At 73.0% G+C, this 16,306-nt stretch carries 13 protein-coding genes and 1 riboswitch; of the genes, 5 read left to right on the top strand and 8 right to left on the bottom strand.

The features are described from left to right. Positions 1–240: 240 nt before the first annotated feature. The gene (locus AB0C16_RS21740) at positions 241–666 is read left to right on the top strand and encodes a hypothetical protein (RefSeq protein WP_357685567.1); all 426 of its coding nucleotides are present in this window, start codon (positions 241–243) and stop codon (positions 664–666) included. Positions 667–781: 115 nt separating this feature from the next. Here AB0C16_RS21740 and AB0C16_RS21735 read toward each other — a convergent pair whose 3' ends face one another. Together AB0C16_RS21735 and ilvA are read right to left on the bottom strand one after the other, a co-directional pair. After that, the gene (locus AB0C16_RS21735) at positions 782–1,129 is read right to left on the bottom strand and encodes a hypothetical protein (protein ID WP_357685564.1); all 348 of its coding nucleotides are present in this window, start codon (positions 1,127–1,129) and stop codon (positions 782–784) included. 128 nt (positions 1,130–1,257) lie between these two features. Beyond that, a complete protein-coding gene (ilvA, locus tag AB0C16_RS21730; RefSeq protein WP_357685562.1) occupies positions 1,258–2,472 on the bottom strand; it encodes a threonine ammonia-lyase in 1,215 nt (404 codons plus the stop codon). A 155-nt stretch (positions 2,473–2,627) separates the two neighbouring features. On the opposite strand from ilvA, the gene AB0C16_RS21725 reads away from it, so the two are divergent. Then, positions 2,628–3,641, top strand: coding sequence for an endonuclease/exonuclease/phosphatase family protein (locus AB0C16_RS21725; protein WP_357685559.1), 1,014 nt, complete (start codon positions 2,628–2,630; stop codon positions 3,639–3,641). Positions 3,642–3,714: 73 nt separating this feature from the next. On the opposite strand, the gene AB0C16_RS21720 is transcribed toward AB0C16_RS21725, so the two are convergent. The 3 genes from AB0C16_RS21720 to AB0C16_RS21710 all read right to left on the bottom strand — a co-directional run bounded on the left by AB0C16_RS21720 (position 3,715) and on the right by AB0C16_RS21710 (position 8,526). Then, positions 3,715–6,936: a LamG-like jellyroll fold domain-containing protein gene (locus tag AB0C16_RS21720; RefSeq protein ID WP_357685558.1), complete on the bottom strand. Its 3,222-nt coding sequence runs from the start codon at positions 6,934–6,936 to the stop codon at positions 3,715–3,717. Positions 6,937–7,306: 370 nt separating this feature from the next. Further along, positions 7,307–7,681 carry a cadmium resistance transporter gene (locus AB0C16_RS21715; protein WP_357685764.1) on the bottom strand — a complete coding sequence of 125 codons (375 nt, stop codon included), beginning with the start codon at positions 7,679–7,681 and terminating at the stop codon, positions 7,307–7,309. 152 nt (positions 7,682–7,833) lie between these two features. Beyond that, a complete protein-coding gene (locus tag AB0C16_RS21710; protein ID WP_357685556.1) occupies positions 7,834–8,526 on the bottom strand; it encodes a CHAP domain-containing protein in 693 nt (230 codons plus the stop codon). An 11-nt stretch (positions 8,527–8,537) separates the two neighbouring features. Then, positions 8,538–8,686: riboswitch (cyclic di-AMP (ydaO/yuaA leader) on the bottom strand. Positions 8,687–9,007: 321 nt separating this feature from the next. Between AB0C16_RS21710 and AB0C16_RS21705 the strand changes: the two genes are divergently transcribed. After that, on the top strand, positions 9,008–10,330 hold the full coding sequence (locus AB0C16_RS21705; RefSeq protein ID WP_357685554.1) for an amidase: 1,323 nt from the start codon (positions 9,008–9,010) through the stop codon (positions 10,328–10,330). A 51-nt stretch (positions 10,331–10,381) separates the two neighbouring features. Here the strand turns inward: AB0C16_RS21705 and AB0C16_RS21700 are convergent, their stop codons facing one another. From AB0C16_RS21700 to AB0C16_RS21690, 3 genes are read right to left on the bottom strand one after another with little or no spacing between them, the layout of a single operon-like run. Continuing rightward, positions 10,382–11,080, bottom strand: a complete 699-nt coding sequence (locus AB0C16_RS21700) for a response regulator (protein WP_357685552.1) — start codon at positions 11,078–11,080, stop codon at positions 10,382–10,384. Continuing rightward, on the bottom strand, positions 11,050–12,168 hold the full coding sequence (locus AB0C16_RS21695; RefSeq protein ID WP_357685549.1) for a hypothetical protein: 1,119 nt from the start codon (positions 12,166–12,168) through the stop codon (positions 11,050–11,052). The genes AB0C16_RS21700 and AB0C16_RS21695 overlap by 31 nt, the downstream gene beginning before the upstream one ends. Next, the gene (locus AB0C16_RS21690) at positions 12,165–13,340 is read right to left on the bottom strand and encodes an ATP-binding protein (protein WP_357685547.1); all 1,176 of its coding nucleotides are present in this window, start codon (positions 13,338–13,340) and stop codon (positions 12,165–12,167) included. Before AB0C16_RS21690 ends, AB0C16_RS21695 begins: the two co-directional genes overlap by 4 nt. A 297-nt stretch (positions 13,341–13,637) precedes the next feature. Between AB0C16_RS21690 and AB0C16_RS21685 the strand changes: the two genes are divergently transcribed. Both AB0C16_RS21685 and AB0C16_RS21680 read left to right on the top strand, forming a co-directional pair. Beyond that, the gene (locus AB0C16_RS21685; RefSeq protein WP_357685545.1) at positions 13,638–14,402 is read left to right on the top strand and encodes a protein phosphatase 2C domain-containing protein; all 765 of its coding nucleotides are present in this window, start codon (positions 13,638–13,640) and stop codon (positions 14,400–14,402) included. 439 nt (positions 14,403–14,841) lie between these two features. Then, positions 14,842–16,299: a HEAT repeat domain-containing protein gene (locus AB0C16_RS21680; protein WP_357685542.1), complete on the top strand. Its 1,458-nt coding sequence runs from the start codon at positions 14,842–14,844 to the stop codon at positions 16,297–16,299. The last annotated feature ends 7 nt before the right edge of the window (positions 16,300–16,306 follow it).

The raw sequence follows: 16,306 nt of genomic DNA, 5'->3' as shown, positions 1-16,306 counted from the left end.
GACGACGCGGGCCCGGCCCTCAGGTGCCGGATGGCCCTCAGGGTGAGACGCGTCTCCAACGGCGCGCCACGGCCGGGCACGAGGGGCGGCCGGTCTGGACCCAGGTCGGCAGGCTCGCAGGTCGACGGGCCGCCTCCGCCGGTGGCCGCGAGCGGCCCCATCCAGTTCCAAGCCGCACACAAGAGCGGACCGATATTCCTTGGGGACGTGCCGACGACCGACCACCCCGGGAGACCTCTCATGCGCATCGCCGCCCGCGTCCTGACCGGCATGGCCGCCGCCACCATCGCCCTCGCCGCCCTCGCCGCCCAGGGCACCGCCGCGGCCGCGGATCCCACCTCCTGGAAGTGGGGCGGCGTCCACTCCACCGACGGCAAGGCGACCGCGTGGGGACGCGTCGTCGTCGGGCAGTCGGGGCTGATCGTGAAGGGATACCTCGACGACACCTACGGCAAGGGCTGCTCGTGGGTGCTCATCCGGCGCCAGAGCGCGCAGAACGGCCGCTGGCGGACGCATGGCGTGTACAACTGCGTGCCGGGCACGGGCTCGTTCAGCAAGAGCGTCGGCGGGGTGCTGCAGATCAGGGTGCAGGTGTGCCGGGGCAACGCCACGCGCCCGGTCGGCAAGTGCTCGCGCTGGAAGACGATCTACACCCAGGGCGGCTGAACGCGCGCACAGCCACGGATGCTCCGCGTGGCCACCGCACGAGGATGCCGTGCGGTGGCCTTGGACTCCAGGGACTGTGCGCCCGTGTCTCAGATCCAGGACCGTCCGGCGGAGCTCAGGAGGATGTCTCCTCGTCGCCCACGCCGTCGTCGAGCAGGTGCGCCCCGGCATCGTGCAGGGTGATGCCATAGCTGCCCGGCGCACTGCCAGGAGGCATCCACTCGTTGGCCGCGATGATCGCCTTGAAGCGGGTTTCGCGGCTCGGGCCGCCGCCGACGAGGTGGCCGCACAGGTGGCCGGCGCGATCGTACACTGCCCAGCGGCCCGCGCTCACCTGCGGCATCGCGGCCGGATTGTCTTTGAGCCACTGCGCGTTGGTCGCGTGCTGGGCCCGCTTGCCGGCCTCATTTCGCTGGGCGGGCTCCGTGGCGGCGTGGCCTTCGGTTTTGCGAGCACTACTCATGTCGCATCACACTCTTAGATTGCGGCTCAGGCCCCCCGAGAGGTCGGAGGAACGCTCGGAGCCTAAGGACACATGCTATAGGCACGGCCTCATGCCGTTGGGACGGGTCTCACGCCGACCCACCACACTCAGCCGAAGATGAGCTCGCAGCCGTCTCTTCGCAGGGTCTCCAGCGCTTCCGCGCAATGCTCAGGACCCCTCGTTTCGAGCTGCAACTGCACCTCGACCTCGTCCACGTGCAATCTCGATCCGAACCGCTCGTGCACGATGTCCAGCACGTTCACCCGGAGAGCGGCGAGATCCGCCAGCAACCCCGCCAGGGCTCCCGGGCGGTCCGGGAGCCGCACCCGCAGGGCCAGGTAACGCCCCGCGGCTGCCAGGCCATGACGGAGCACCCGCGCCAGCAGCATGGGGTCGATGTTGCCGCCGGACAGCACCGCGACCGCCGGCGGCTCGAAGGCCCGCGGATGGGCCAGCAGGGCGGCGACCCCCACGACTCCAGCCGGCTCGACGACCTGCTTGGCGCGTTCGAGGCACAACACGAGCGCCCGGGAGATCTCCTCCTCGGTCACCGTGACCACCCGGTCGAGCAGGTAGTGGATCAATTCGAAGGGCTGCTTCCCCGGGCGTCCCACCGCGATGCCGTCGGCCATCGTCGGGAACAGATCGACCATCACCGGATGCCCTGCCGCCAGGGAGGCGGGATAGGCCGCGGCGCGCTCAGCCTGAACGCCCACGATCCTCACCCCCGGCCGCAGCGTCTTGGCCGCCAGCGCGAGCCCGGCCGCCAGCCCTCCACCGCCTATCGGCACCACGATCGTTCCGGTGGCCGGGAGCTGTTCCAGGATCTCCAGCCCGATCGTGCCCTGCCCGGCGATCACGTCCGGGTGGTCGAAGGGATGGATGATCACGGCTCCGGTCAGCTCCGCATGCTCCCTCGCCGCGGCGAGCGCCTCGTCCACGGTATGCCCAGCGAAGATCACATCCGCGCCGTAACCCAGCGTGGCCTCCACCTTGGGCAGCGCCGCCCCCTCGGGCATGTAGACCGTCGCCTTGGCTCCGACCAGCCGTGCGCTCAACGCCACCCCCTGGGCGTGATTGCCGGCGCTGGCCGCCACCACCCCTCTTCCGCGCTCCTCCTCGGTGAGCCGGGCGATCCTGACGTAGGCCCCGCGGACCTTGAACGACCCGGATCTCTGCAGGTTCTCGCATTTGAGGTGGACCGGCCCGCCTATCACGTCGGAAAGCGCTCGCGAGTCCAGCACGGGCGTGCGGACCACCACGCCGGCGAGGAGTTCCCGTGCGGCGACGACATCGTCGTAGGTCACCTGAGGAGGGCTCATCTCAGAAGTCTCCCACCATGGCCACCCGGCGGGCCGGACCCGTCGCCCGGAGTGCCCGCCGGGCCGGTCATCGATCCGCGCGCACCGAGGCGCCCGCGCCTCACGGCTCCGGATCCTCATCCGCGTTTAAGGATCGCCGCTTAGGGTGTGCGGCTGTGCTGACGCAAGGTGACACGGAGACGACGCGGCGGGCGCGGCCCCGCCGGATACGGGGCGCGCGGGTGGCCGTCGGGCTGGCCGTGCTGTTCGCGGTGGGGACGGCCGTGCGGGTGGGCGGGCTGGAGCGGGGCGTGCTCCTGGTGCCGCTGGTCGCCTTCACGCCGTACTTCACGGTGGCGGCGCTGGTGGTGCTGGCGTTCGCGGTCGCCGTGCGGAGCAGGGCCGCGATCGCGCTCATGCTGGCGGTGTGCGCCTGCCTCGTCTGGTGCGTGGCGCCGCGCGTGGTGGGCGACCCGGGCGCCGCCCCCGCCTCCGCCTCCACTTCCGCCCAGGGGCGGCCGTTACGGGTGCTGACCGCGAACCTCAACGGCGGGCGCGGCGACGTGACGGTGATCGTCGACCTGGTTCGCGAGTTCGACGTGGATGTGCTGAGCCTGCAGGAGCTGACGTGGTCGGCCATGCGGCGGCTCGACGCGGCCGGGCTGACGGGGCTGCTGCCGTACCAGGTCACCCAGCCGGAGTCCCGGGGGCCGGAGGGCAGCGGCGTGTACGCGCGCCATCCCCTGCGCGAGCGGTCCGGGTCGTTCAAGCCGGTCGGGCACCACATGCCGGTGGCCGAGGTGGCGCTGCCCGGCGGCTCGCCGGTGGAGGTGGTCGTCGTGCACCCGGTCGCGCCCGTGCCGTCGACGGTGCCGGAGTGGGAGGCCGGGATCGCCGCGCTGCCGGCCGCGCCGGCGGCCGGGACGCCGCGGTTGCTGGTGGGCGACTTCAACGCGACGCTCGACCACGCGGTCTTCCGGCGGTTGCTGGCCACCGGTTACACCGACGCGGCGGCGGCCACCGGGCAGGGCCTGGTGCCCACCTGGCCGAAGGGACGCGCGCTGCCGCCGCTGGTGGCCATCGACCACGTGCTGACGGACGCGCGGGCCGGCGCGGTCGCCGTGCGGGTGCGCGACCTGCCGGGATCCGACCACCGCGCGCTCTTCGCCGACCTGCGGGTCCGGCCGTAGGACGAGCTCGTCCCACGGCCGCGTCTCGGGCATCCGTCCTCACCATCCAGAGGGCGGTGATCAGGCGAGAGGGCTATTCGGCGGCGAGCCGGGCGATGTCCAGATCACCCAAGGCGCCCTGGTAGGCGCGTACGTCGTCGAGGGTTCCGGGCCAGTGGCCGGCCATGGCCCCGTCGCGCAGGGCCCGGCCGAGCTGAAGCGGCCCGGCGGAGTTCCAGGTGCTGGAGTGGTCCACCTCGGTGGTGGCCACGAGGTGCCCGCCGACGTAGACCCGGAGCTTGCGCGCCAGGGCGTCGTAGACGCCCGCGACGTGCGTCCACTCCATCGCGTACGGCACGGCGTCCGAGCGGGCCCGCACCACCGGGGCTGCGTCCGCGTCGGCGGTGGCCATGCCGAACATCCAGCGCGGGCCGTCGGCGGCGTATCCCAGCACGAAGCCGCTGGCGCGGGTCCCGCTCTGGGCGACGGCCGCGGCGTCGCCCGGAGGCAGGGCGTCGAGCTGCGCCCAGGCGGTGACGGTGAAGCTCTGGTCGGTGCGCATCGCGGCCCCGCCCGCCTGGGCGTGGCCGTCGGCCCCGTCCAGCGAGAGCGCGCCGTCGAGCCAGCCGTTCGACCACGCCGCGGCGCCGCCCAGGGTGAGCGGGCCGGTCCGGGCCGCGGCGTCGGCGGCGCTCACGCCGGCCCCCTCGTCCAGCTTCCAGTGCCCCGTCAGCGTGGCGGCGTGGCTGACCAGCAGCGCGACCTCGTCGGCGAACACCGCCCGGTCGTAGACCCGCACGTCGTCCACGTCACCCGGCCAGGGGTCGGTCATGCCGCCCTGGTAGAGGGCCCGTCCGAACTGCAGCGCGGTCGCCGGTCCCGCGCCTCCGTGGTAGGCCACGGGACCGGCCGTCCGGGTGCCGTTGACGTACAGGGACAACGCCTTCGCCGCCGAGTCGTAGACGCCGGTCAGGTGGGTCCACTCCCCGGCCTTCGGCACCACCGCCGCGTTCGACGCCCACACCGTCTGGGAGGTGCCGCCGGAGTGGTTCATCATGAACGCCCACGACTTGGCGCTGGACCGGTAGCCGAGCCAGAACCCGCTGTGCAGCTCGCCGCTCTGGCTGACCGCGGCGACGTTGTGCGCCGGGAGCTCCGTGCCGCCGAGCCGTACCCAGGCCGAGACGGCGAGGTTGTCCTCGGTCGGCACGATCGGCGCGCCGGTCACCGCGTGTTGACCGGCGCCGCCGAAGCGCAGCGCCTTCCCCGCCCGGCCGTCGATCCAGGCGCCGCCGGTCATCGTCGCTGGGTGGGAGCCCGCCGAATCGGCCGCGGTGCCGCCCTGGCCCTCGTCGAGCCTCCAGTGCCCGGCGGGGCCCGTGCCGTCCCTGACGTTGAACACGTAGCTGCGGATCGGTCCCTGTTCGCCGGCGGCGTCCCTGCTACGGACCGACAGCACGTTCGGGCCGTCCTCGCTCGGGGTGAGCCGGACCGTGGCCGTCCCTCCCGCGGCATCGGCCATCACCTCGGTGACCGGGGCGGTGTTGAGCCCGTAGAGGAACGCCGTCACGTCGGCGACCCCGTTCGCCCCGAAGGTGAAGCTCCCGGCACGGCCGAGCCCGTCACCCCAGCCGTTCTCCGGGTACTGGGCGGAGGTCACCACCGGCTCGCGGCCGGGCGCGGCGGTGTCGACGCCGATCTCGCACCACGGGCTCCACTCGCTCGTGGCGATCCCGTCCTCGGCGCGCACCCGCCACCGGATCACCGAGTCGTTCCCGTACGCCCCCGCCGGGATGGTGGCGTAGAACGCGTTGCCGGACGAGGCGACGGGTGTGACGTGCTCCCCCACCATGGCCCCGCCGGTGTCCCACCACTCGAAGCGGCCCATGACCGAGTCGTCGTCGTCGCGCAGCTTGGCCCAGAGTTTCGGCGTCGCGGTGCCCACGACCGGCCGGGCGGCGCCCGAGACGCACGCCCCGCCCGGATCCGCCCAGGCGTCGGCCGCCACCGGCGTGGCCGGCACGCTGTTGTACTCGACGACGAGGACGGGGTTGTTGCGGAACTTCTTCCACGCGTACGTGTCGGTCTCGCTGGTCGCCCGCAGGCCGAGCGTGATCGTCGGCCAGTTGCCCGCCGACGCCTTCACCGCCGCCTCGGTCGCGTCGAACTCCACGCCGCCGGCCGGGCACGACGCGCTCCAGCCCTTGGCCACGGTCTCGGTGTCCAGCTTCTGCGACCACGACGGCTGGTTGTTCCAGGTGGTGGACTTGCTGATCGTGCCGGTGAGCCACAGCTCGACCGCCTTCTTCGTGCACGACCACGACCAGGTCTCGTACGTGCGCAGCGTGGCCTTGATGATCTGCTTGCCGTGGATGGCCGAGCCGGTGTTCATCGTGAAGAAGGAGCGGTTGGTCTGGCCGGTTTCGTTCTCATGCCCGACGCGGGCCACGTCGCTGGAGTTGAGGTAGTTGGTCGTCGGGTACTTCTTCCAGACCGACGTCCACGAGCTGCGCGGGGCCGACACCGACGGGTCCAGGTAGACCGGGTAGCGGGTCCCGGGGGCGGCGAGCATGTCCTTGTCGGGGGTGAGGGTCATCGTGTCGCCGGCCAGCTCCAGCCCCATCGCCTCGTGCCGGGAGCCCGGGCTCGGGCCCTCGCCGGGCCTGGTGGCCGGGGCCATGCGCCGGCCCTCGGGAGTCGCGGGCGAGTCCCACATCAGCGGGACCGGGGCGACGAACACCTCCGCGCCGGCCCGGTCGACCGCCTCGACCCCGCCGCCCCGGCTGCGCCGCACGGACAATCCTTCGGACCGCAGCGAGAACCGCAGCCGATCCAGCCGCCCGCTCAGGGCCGCCTGCCTCGACTTCACCACGAGCACGTGCGAGAAGCCGTCCACGTCGGCCGTGACCTGGAGATCCACGCCCGGCATCACCTCGGCGTAGGTGGCCGTGGGACCGTCGAGAGTGGGAGCCGGCAGCCCGCCCGGCCATGACACGGCCAGCGACTTGGCGCCCCGGGAGACCGTGGCCATCGGAGCCTCGCCGCCGCCGGAGAACCGCAGCCGCGCCGCCGTCGCCGCCGGGGCCACCGAACCGTCCGGCAGCGGCCTCAGTGTCGTGTCCACGTCTGCCCAGCGGCCGTCCTGGCGTACGCGGATCGGGCGGGCGTTCTGCTCCAGTACGAAGACGCCCCCGGGGGTGGCGTAGACCGTGCGCGTCTCGGTCCGCAGGGAGCCGACCTCGACGCGCTCCCCGGTCCGCCGCGCCGCCGACAGGGCTCCCTGCTCCGTGGCGGCGCCGGAAGCCTGGCGCGCCACCCGTCCCGTTTCCGAGGCGGCGATCGCCGGGGGCGTGACCGCTGTGCCGGAAAAGAAGAAAGCAGCCGCTCCGGCGGCTGCCGCGACACGTCGTGTGGTGTGACGGAGACCTGACCTCGCGCGCTCGTCCTTCATCGTCACTGCCGTCACTGCCGTCACTGCTCCGATAACGTGACGGGCGGGTGTCCGCGTGGGTTCACTCGACTCTCCTCCGGCTGGTCCGGGCAGTCCTGTGGATGGCGTCGAACGAGGGGCCGGCCCCGCTCGCCCGCGTCGCCGGGGAGTGAGGCGGGGAGTGAGGCAGGGAAGGGTCCGTCACGGCCACTGGCCGATCTTGGCTGCAATATACGCCGGCGTCGCCACCCTGTCGTCAACCCACCGCGGTAGATCGGCTCAACCTTCCGTCGTCCCCCTCGAAGCCGGCCACGCCGGACACGTCCCCGGTCCATGCGGCCTGGCGGGATCGCACGGCGGTGACCAGACCGCGCAGGCCTAGGGCGAAGGGGATCAGACCGAGCAGGCCGGCCCACTGATCGGGCACGATGCTCAACCCCAGCGCGGCGACCGCGGACACCGCCACCAGAGCGCCGATCCCGGCGTACTGGCCGGCCCAGATCCGCCACGGCCTCGGCACCCCGTGCGCGCGGGAGGACAGGGACAACACCGTGAGCACGATGAGGTCGTCGACGTTGGTCCCGGCGAAGACGCCGGCCGCGGTGGCCAGGGTGACCGCGATCGTGTCCATCACCGCGAGAACCTACCGGGCGGCCGGCCCAGCCGGGTGCGCGGCTTCGCCGCCGCCGTTCCGGAACGGTGACCGGGGCGCGGATCCCGTCTGGACGGAGATCGCCGAAGGCGCGGGGCGTCGCCCCGCGCCTTCGGTCAGGCCGTCTCCGGTCAGGCCTTGTACTCGGGGTAGCCGTAGCCGGTGACGTGCGCCTTCGGCCGGACTCGCTCCTCGACCTTGCCGTTGCCGGTGTTGCCTTCGATCGCGGTGATCGTGCCGTCGCCGTTGTCCTTCTTGACCAGGCCGACGTGGTCGACGCCGCTGGTGCTCTTGCCGCCGTTCCAGTCGTAGAAGACCACGGCGCCGGGCTTGGCGACGTCGCCCCAGCGCTTGTTGGCCTTGAACCAGTCGGCGTAGGTGACGGTGTAGGCGTCCCAGCCGATCGAGGCTCGGGCGCCGGCCTTCTCGCCGACCCAGGAGACGAACATGGCGCACCACGGGGCGTTGGCGTACAGCTTCGGGCTGCCGCCGCCGTCGCGGGCCAGGGTCTCCATCGCCCGCGGCGAGGACATGTACCAGCTGTGGTACGGCGTCCCGCCACCCGCGGCGTTCTCCTTCACACCGATCTGGGACTCGGCGACCTGCAGCACGCTCTGCATGCTGACCTGGCCGGTGTTGCCCGCGGAGGCCGGGGCGGCCGGGGCGGCGACGGCGAGGGGCTGCGAGGGGTTGGTCTGCGCCTGGGGTCCGGTCGCCATGGCCGGCGAACCGGCGAAGGCCACGCCGGCCGCGACGGTCAGCCCGACGGCGAACCGGGCGGCGTTCGCCGGCAGATGGGCGTGCTGAAGGATGTTCTTGGCCATACTTGAATTGCTCCTTGCTTCCATGCCGCCTACCGGGTTAGCTGTCGGGTTCGGGCGTGGAAGTGCCCTACGGACCGCCCTTTGGGAGAGCGGCCGATTCACCCCAGAAAAGAAGTGGGTCCCCGGTTTCGCGATGTCGCGGATTCGGCGGCCGCGCCGCTCCTGCAGCTAGATGTTCATGCAGGCCGGACGCGGTCTCGGCAATTGAACGGCCACGCGGGCATCTCCTTCAGCCCCTGTCGCGCGCCGCGAATACCATCGAAGGTAAGTGAATCGCATAGACGAATGCAAGCGAGGTTAGGGTCTCCCTAACGGAATCCCCTGGCGCGTAAGGGTTCGGCGTTTCAATTCTTTACCTTTCTCTCCTCATGCGGGGTCCTCGGAATGGCAAAGTGACGGCGTCCGGCGCCGGGGTCCCCCGCGCCGTTCGCGAGGCGTTCCGGGCTACTACGATCTTCCGCATACCTACGAAAGGGGCCCCATGCCGATCTCCCCCGGCCCTTTCACCGGCCGTACCATCACCGGGCTCGCACGCGACCTGCGTGGGCGGCGCACCACGTCGGCCGAGCTGGTCGAGCGGGCGCTCGACGCCATCGCCGGGCTCGATCCGTCGCTCAACGCGTTCGTGAGCGTCGACGCCGACGGCGCGCGGGCCGCCGCGCGGCGGGCGGACGGCGAGCTGGCCGAGGGCGCCGACCGGGGCCCGCTGCACGGCGTGCCGGTGGGCGTGAAGGATCTCATCATGGTCGCCGGCCTGCCCGTGACCATGGGGTCACGGCACTTCGCCGGCCAGGTCGCCGACGCCGACGCCGAGTGCGTGACGCGGCTCCGCCGGGCCGGCGCCGTCATCGTCGGCAAGACCACGACCCACGAGTTCGCCTACGGTCCCACCGGCGACCGCTCGGCCAACGGCTCCTCGCGCAACCCCTGGGATCCGGCGCGCATGTCGGGCGGCTCCAGCGGCGGCAGCGCGGCGGCCGTGGCGGCGGGCATGGTCCCGCTCGCGCTCGGCACCGACACCGGCGGCTCCGTTCGCATTCCCGCCGCGCTGTGCGGGGTCGCCGGATTCAAGCCCGCGTACGCCGCCATACCGGCGGACGGCGTCTTCCCCTTGTCGGAGACCCTCGACCACGTCGGCGTCCTCGCGGCCGACGGGCACGACTGCCTGCACGCCTACCGCTGCCTCGCCCTGGCCGACGTGCCCGAGGACACCGGGCCCGCGCGCGTGGCCTGGCTGGATCCCGCCGGCCTGTTCGCCTGCGACCCGCGGGTGGTGAGCGCCACGCGCGCGGCGGCCGGGCCCCTGGAGGAGCTCCGGCTGCCCGCGGGGATCGCCGGGGAGCTGCTGGAGACCTACACCGCCATCCAGAGCAGCGAGACGGCAGCGGTGCACGCCGGCCGGCTGGCCGAGGCCCCCGAGCTGTTCGACCCCGAGGTGCTCGAACGCCTGCGCGTCGCGACCGAGATGCCCGGCTGGAGATACGTCCGGGCCATGGGCGCCCGATCCCGGCTGGCCGAGGTCGTCGCCGGCGCGTTGTTCGGCCGTCACGACGTGCTCGCGCTGCCGACCGTGCCGCTGACCGCCCCGCTGCTCGACCAGCGCGAGACCGAGCTCGACGGCCGGCCCGTCGCCGTGCGGGCCGCCCTGCTCGCGCTGACCAGCCCGTGGAACGTGCTCGGCCTGCCCGCGCTGACCGTGCCGGCCGGGACGGTGGACGGCCTGCCGGTCGGGCTGCAGTTCGTCTGCCGTCCCGGACGGGAGCACCTGCTCTTCGAGGCCGCCGCTCGCCGCCCGAGTGCCTGATCACCGCGGGTACGCGGCGGCGGGGCCCTCACCGGATCGTCCGGGGCCCCGCTAGGTGAGCTCCTCCGCTGCCCGGGCGGCCAGCGAGGTGTAGACGGTCACCTCGTCGGGCCGGACGAGGCCGTCCTGGATGGCGCAGATGAGCAGCTTCTCCTTGGTGGGCGCGGGCCGCCCGGCCGCCGCGTACTTGACCCGGGCCCGGTCGATGTACTGGCGCACGGTCCGCTCCTTGATCCCCATCCGGGCGGCCACCGACGCCTTCGACATCGACTGAAACCAGAACAACAGCGCGGCCCGCTCCTTGTCGGACAGGTGCGGCCGGTGCGGGCCCTCGTCGGTGGCGATCGCCTGCGCCATCGGCGGCGTCACGCTCGGCCGGTCGGCGGCCACCTCCAGGATGGTCTCGAGGCAGGACTCCCGTGTGGCCCGCCCCTTGCCGATGAACGCCGAGGCCCCCGCGTCCAGGACGACGCGCACCGTCTCGGGCTCCTCGTGCTCGGAGAAGACGATGACCCGCTGCCCGCCTCCGCACAGCTCGGCGACGCGGTCGATGACCATGGTCCCGTTGAGGTTGAGATCGAGCAGCAGCACGTCGGCGGCCACGTCACGGACGGACTCGATGGTGGGCCCCTGGGCGACCAGTTCCACCGGGCTCGGCGGGCCGAACCACGACCTGACGCCGTCCACCACGACCTGGTGGTCCTCCACCAGGGCGACCGTCACGGGCCCTGCCAGATGCTGTTGATCCATACCTCGCCTTCCTGCCGCTGATAGGTGACGACGACCCCGCTGGGTTCGCGCACCGGGGTCGCGCTGATGGGCAGGTCGTCGTTGTCCGCCACGACGGCCACGCTCACCATGGTGGACATCGCGGACACCGTGACCCTGGCCCGCGATCTGGCCCCGTCCAGCGCCCGGATCGGCGCTCTGAGCAGGTCCTCCCGCACGCCCTCGGGCAGGTGGGGCAGGTTCTCGCCGAACGGCGGCGCCGTCACCAGCACCTTGCGCCGCTCGGCCGCGTCGATGCGCTCGCGCAGCGCCGACACCAGCTCGTCGGGCACGTCCTCCCGTTCGGTGATGAGGCGGCGCAGCCGCATGGCCCCGGCCGTGCAGTCCGCGCGTACGCGGGGATCGCCCGGATCGGCGCCGTCGGCGAGCTGTTTCAGCAGCGACTCGGCCACGTCGCGGATCGCGGCGTACCTGTGGAGCCGGTCGGCGTGGATGCGCCGGGCGGACTCCCGCCAGGCGTCGTCGGCGGCGAGCCGGCGGGCCAGCAGCACGGCGTCCTCGGCGCGCTCGCGCAGGGTGCGGCAGCCCGCCAGATAGCCGAGCTGAAGGGTGACGGCGCCGACCATGACCACGAGGTACTTGGCGATGGAGACGCGGTCGTAGGTCCCGGTCACGGCCATGGCCGCCAGCATGATGCCGGCGTTGGCGGCGAGGAACACGATCAGCTCGCGCCGCGGGCGCGGCGTGTTCCACAGGAGCACGACGCCGAGCCAGCCCACGGAGCCCCAGCCCCAGTCGATGGAGCCGAGCAGGTCCTCCGGCCGGCAGGACACGATCACCGCGACGTCCACGGCCAGCACGGCGACGGCGAGCTCGCGCACTCCGGCCGGCGGGCGCGAGGTGCGCAGCAGCGCCAGCGCTGCGATCACGCCGATGACCGTGTAGAGGATCCAGGCCGCCGCCGCCAGCGCCGGCCAGCGGAAGGACTGCCAGCCGGTGATCGTGACCGTGAGGTCGTAGCCGGTGTGCCAGACCGCCGCGATCACCACGGCGCCGATCGCGGTGTAGCGGGAGTAGCGCCACGCCACCTGCTCGATGTCGTCGGTCATGGCCGCCACCACAGGCTGACCCGGGTGCCCAGGCCGCCGGAGGAGATCTCGGCGCCGCCGTTCGGCAGGGCCCGCATCGTGTCGAGGATCGATCCGCGGACTCCGAACCGGTCGGGCGGCAACCGGTGCGTCTCGAATCCGCGGCCCTCGTCGGCGACCTCCACGCGGATCTCGCCGTCGTGCCTGCTCGACACCAGCCGGGCCTCGCCGACGCCGGCGTGCAGGACGACGTTCGCCAGGGCTTCGGTGACGGCGCGGGCGAAGCTCTCGGCGACGTCGCCGGGCACCGTCTCCGGGGTCAGGCGCCGGTGGACGACCAGGCCCGCCGCCCGGCCGGCCACCTCGTCCAGCAGGGTGTCGAGGGCGATGGCAGCGGAGGCGGAAGGAGCGGAGGCGGAGGGGGCCCGCGGCGTGTCACGCAGCCTCTCCAGCGCGGCCAGGTCGATCGCCGCCTGCCCGCGCAGGGTGGCCGAGGGCTGGTCGTAGGTGCCCAGGCCGACCATCGTCAGCGTGTGCAGCGACGTCTCGTGGACGCTGCCGACCTGCCTCAGCTCGTCCTCGCGCCGCAGCCGTTCGACCATGAGCGCGACCCCGGCGCGCGCGCTCTCCCGCAGGAAGGCGTCGGCCAGGGCGGCGGAACGGCGCAGCAGCGTCATCAGCACCGCGATCGAGACGATCTGTACGAGGTGCACTCCCAGGGTGCCGGTCACGTCCTGGCCCGGGGACGCGAGCCGCACACCGGCCAGGTACGCGCCCGCCACGAGCAGCCCGGCGGGGACGGCCACCTTGGGGCGCCAGGTGACCCCGGTGACGATGATGCTCATCGTGGCCAGCCCCGCGATCCAGCTCGCTCCGCCCTCGATCGCCTCCTCCGCCACGAGACGGCGCTGGGCCAGGCACAACGCGACGGTGATGGCCACGTCACCGGCCACCAGCCAGGCGGGCAGCGGCCCCCCGCGCCAGGCCAGGCGCAGGAACGGCAGGGTCCACAGGAGTTCGACCGCCAGCATGGGCGCCAGCCACAGGGCGGAGACCGGCGGATCGGCGCCGAGCGTCGCGGCGACGACCGCCACCAGGCCCACCACGCCCCTTGCGCCCGCACCGGTACGCGCGACGGCCTTCTCCAGTTGCCTGGCCGCCGAGTCGTACCTCGTGGAACCGGAGTGAGCCATGTGCCGTCCGCCCGCGATGAGAGCACAAGACGGGTCTCACCCTAACGCACCGGACATAGAGGAGAAGGGTCTGTAAAGGGGTTTCTGGTGGTGTGGCGGCTGATGGGGTCATGGGTGGCATGGCTGTTCCTCGGGCCGGCTCTGCTGCGGTGTGGACCGCCCTTTCCGCACCCTGGACCGCCCGGTGGCCGGGGGCATGACGGCTGATCGGCCGTCAGACGCCTCACCCCGCGCGGGCGTCTACTGGGTGCGTCGCGTACTGGGTGCGTCGCGATGACCTCGTCGGAAGGGGAGCGTATGACCTTCGTCGTGATCACGATCCTGATCGCCTGCCTGCCCGTGATGGCGGTTCGCGGCCGTCGCGCCGCCTGGCCGCCCGGCCTGCCGGTGCCGCGGCCGCGGCTCGTGGCGGCGGGCGGCACGTACGAGGGCTCGCACGGCCACCCCTCCGACGCCTACGTCGTCCAGGAACGGCTGATCGCGGTCGCCGACGGCGCGGGCGCCCCCGGGCTCGGCCAGACGGCCGCCGCCCTGGCCCTGAGCGCCGTGGTCGCCGCCGGGCCGCAGCACACGGGGCCCTTGGAGGAGGACCTGGAAGGCTGCGCCCAGGCGGCGCACCGGGCCGTCCGCGCCGCCGCCGGGCGCGACCCCGTCATGTCCGGCCTGGTCAGCACCCTGGACCTGATCATGCTCGATCCGGGTGAGAGCCCGCGCCTGTGTTTCGTCCACCTCGGCAACGGCGCGATCTGGCACTGCGCGAAAGGCGAGACGCCTCAGCCGCTCACCACGTCGCACTCCTTCGACGGGGGCCCGCCGCCGCGCGGGATCGGCTCGGCGTCCGCTCCGGAGCCCGAGGTCGGCACTGTGTCCCTGCGTCCGGGTGACCGCGTCGTCGTCGTCACGGACGGCGTGATCCAGGCCGTCGGCGTCCCGCGCATGACGGAGCTCTTCACCGTCGGCTCGTCCCCCGCCGCCTGCCTGGACAGGCTGTACGACGAGATGGCCGCCGTGGAGCCGAAGGACGACGCCACCGTGGTCATCGCGGAGTTCGTCACCGTCTGAACGTCTCCCGCACCCGGCCGGGCCGGTCTCCCGTGCCGCATCGCCCCCTCCGAGCCGGCCACGCTCATCTCCAGCGACGAGGGCCGCCGGCCGCTCCACGAGGCGATTGGGCCATCTCCCGCTGACGCGGCTCACGATGTGGCACCGGCCGCCGGTGGCCTGACCCGGTCGTGGCGGGGCTCACGACCAGGCGCGCGGGCGACGTCACGGTGAGGGGTTCCGGCGGCTTTCGCCTCCTCGGGGCGCGCCGTCGAAGGGGCGGCGGGTGAGGGTGGCGTGGACCATGTCGGTGAGGGTCACGATGTCCAAATACCTCATGGATGGTCCGTCGGGCGGCTGAATGCGTCAACCGTCACAAATGCCCGGATCACCTTGGGAGAAATTGTCAAGATTTTTCAGCCGATGACAGGCCTGTCGGCCATGCGGGACCATGTGCCGGATGAACCAGCATTTCGGGTGGCACTGGGTGCTCGTGGAGTTCGGCGAGATGGTGGACGAACCGGGGGCCGTGAGTTCGACCTCGATCGACCTGCTCACCGAGGAGCTCGGGCTGCGGCACATCCCTCGCGACGTGCCGAGACACGAGTCGACGGAGTGGCCCGACCGGGTGAGGACGGCCGCGGCGGCCGGGCAGCCGGCGCTGCTGGCCCGGCTCGACCACCCGAGCCCGGCGATCAGGCGGATCGTCGCGTTCGTCCTGTCCTACGTCGACGACCCCGTGCTGCCGCCGGCGCTGCGCGACCACCTGGAGCGCGAGCCGGACGCGGCCACCAGAATCGCGTCGCTGGTCGCGCTCGCCCAGTTCGAGGAGGAGCGGGAGTTCCTGCGCACCCTGGTGGCGGGCGACGGGCCGCCGGTGGAGCGCTTCGGCGCGGCGTACGCGCTGCTGATGCGGCCCGCCGATCTGTCCTTTGTGGCCGAGGACCCGGCGGCCGGCGAAGGGCTCGGCGACGAGGTCGTCGAGGCGCTGACCCTCGTCGTGCACGAGGAGGTGGAGCCGCGCCTGGAGGAGCTGCCGTGGATGGAGCCGGACTGGGATTCCACCGTCAGCGCGCTCAGCGGCCGCCTGCGCTCCTTCCCCCACGCATGGGCCCGGTGGCTGGCCCGCATGACGCGCATGCTGGCCACCGGCGACTGCCCGGCCGAGTGGTCGACGATCATCTGTGGCGAGGCCGCCATGCTGGCCCGGCACCACCCGGCCCAGGCCGCACCGCTCGGCCCGCTCGTGCGCGAGCTGCTCGCCCATCCCGCCTCCGCCGTACGGCGGGGTGCGCTGCGCGACATCGGCACCTGGCTCGGCGAGCCCGGCGACCCGCTGCTCGCGGCCCACCTCGACCGGGTGGCCCGCTCCCTGGACGACAGCGAGACGGCGGCACTGGCGGTCGACGTGCTGGTACGGCAGGGTGACGGCAGGTGCGTGCCACCGTTGCGGCTCCGGCTGGCCGATCCGGCCCCGCTGACCCACGAGGAGCAGGAGATGCTGAGCGCCGCAGCGCCGTTCGCCGGCTCGTTGCTGCCCGACGCGCTGTCCCGGCTGGCCGTGCCCGCCCCGGTCAACGACACGTGGACGCTGCTCGGGGCGATCCAGCGCTGGCCCGGCGTGGCGGGCGCGCGGCCCGAGCTGCTGCGGTCGCGCGAGGAGATGGAACGACGGATGGACGAGTGGCCCGCCCCGGTCAACGACACGTGGACGCTGCTCGGGGCGATCCAGCGCTGGCCCGGCGTGGCGGGCGCGCGGCCCGAGCTGCTGCGGTCGCGCGAGGAGATGGAACGACGGATGGACGAGTGGCCCGCCCCGCTGGTGCTGAAGCTGCTGACGTCCATCCTGGACCGCCCGGACCGCCCGGATGGACCGGCTGGACCGGCTGGACCGGCTGGACCGGCTGGAAACGCCTGAGGAGGCT

It is taken from the genome of Nonomuraea sp. NPDC048916 (assembly GCF_040649575.1).
Lineage (GTDB): Bacteria > Actinomycetota > Actinomycetes > Streptosporangiales > Streptosporangiaceae > Nonomuraea.
Note: the sequence above shows the minus strand (reverse complement) of the source record. Positions and strands in the feature narration are given on the sequence as shown.

What these genes read in the sequence shown, in the direction of transcription:
- ilvA (WP_357685562.1), bottom strand. Translation starts at nt 2,472, where the DNA reads ATGAGCCCTCCTCAGGTGACCTACGACGATGTCGTCGCCGCACGGGAA.
- AB0C16_RS21740 (WP_357685567.1), top strand. Translation starts at nt 241, where the DNA reads ATGCGCATCGCCGCCCGCGTCCTGACCGGCATGGCCGCCGCCACCATC.
- AB0C16_RS21700 (WP_357685552.1), bottom strand. Translation starts at nt 11,080, where the DNA reads ATGGATCAACAGCATCTGGCAGGGCCCGTGACGGTCGCCCTGGTGGAG.
- AB0C16_RS21705 (WP_357685554.1), top strand. Translation starts at nt 9,008, where the DNA reads ATGCCGATCTCCCCCGGCCCTTTCACCGGCCGTACCATCACCGGGCTC.
- AB0C16_RS21695 (WP_357685549.1), bottom strand. Translation starts at nt 12,168, where the DNA reads ATGACCGACGACATCGAGCAGGTGGCGTGGCGCTACTCCCGCTACACC.
- AB0C16_RS21685 (WP_357685545.1), top strand. Translation starts at nt 13,638, where the DNA reads ATGACCTTCGTCGTGATCACGATCCTGATCGCCTGCCTGCCCGTGATG.
- AB0C16_RS21690 (WP_357685547.1), bottom strand. Translation starts at nt 13,340, where the DNA reads ATGGCTCACTCCGGTTCCACGAGGTACGACTCGGCGGCCAGGCAACTG.
- AB0C16_RS21715 (WP_357685764.1), bottom strand. Translation starts at nt 7,681, where the DNA reads ATGGACACGATCGCGGTCACCCTGGCCACCGCGGCCGGCGTCTTCGCC.
- AB0C16_RS21710 (WP_357685556.1), bottom strand. Translation starts at nt 8,526, where the DNA reads ATGGCCAAGAACATCCTTCAGCACGCCCATCTGCCGGCGAACGCCGCC.
- AB0C16_RS21735 (WP_357685564.1), bottom strand. Translation starts at nt 1,129, where the DNA reads ATGAGTAGTGCTCGCAAAACCGAAGGCCACGCCGCCACGGAGCCCGCC.
- AB0C16_RS21680 (WP_357685542.1), top strand. Translation starts at nt 14,842, where the DNA reads ATGAACCAGCATTTCGGGTGGCACTGGGTGCTCGTGGAGTTCGGCGAG.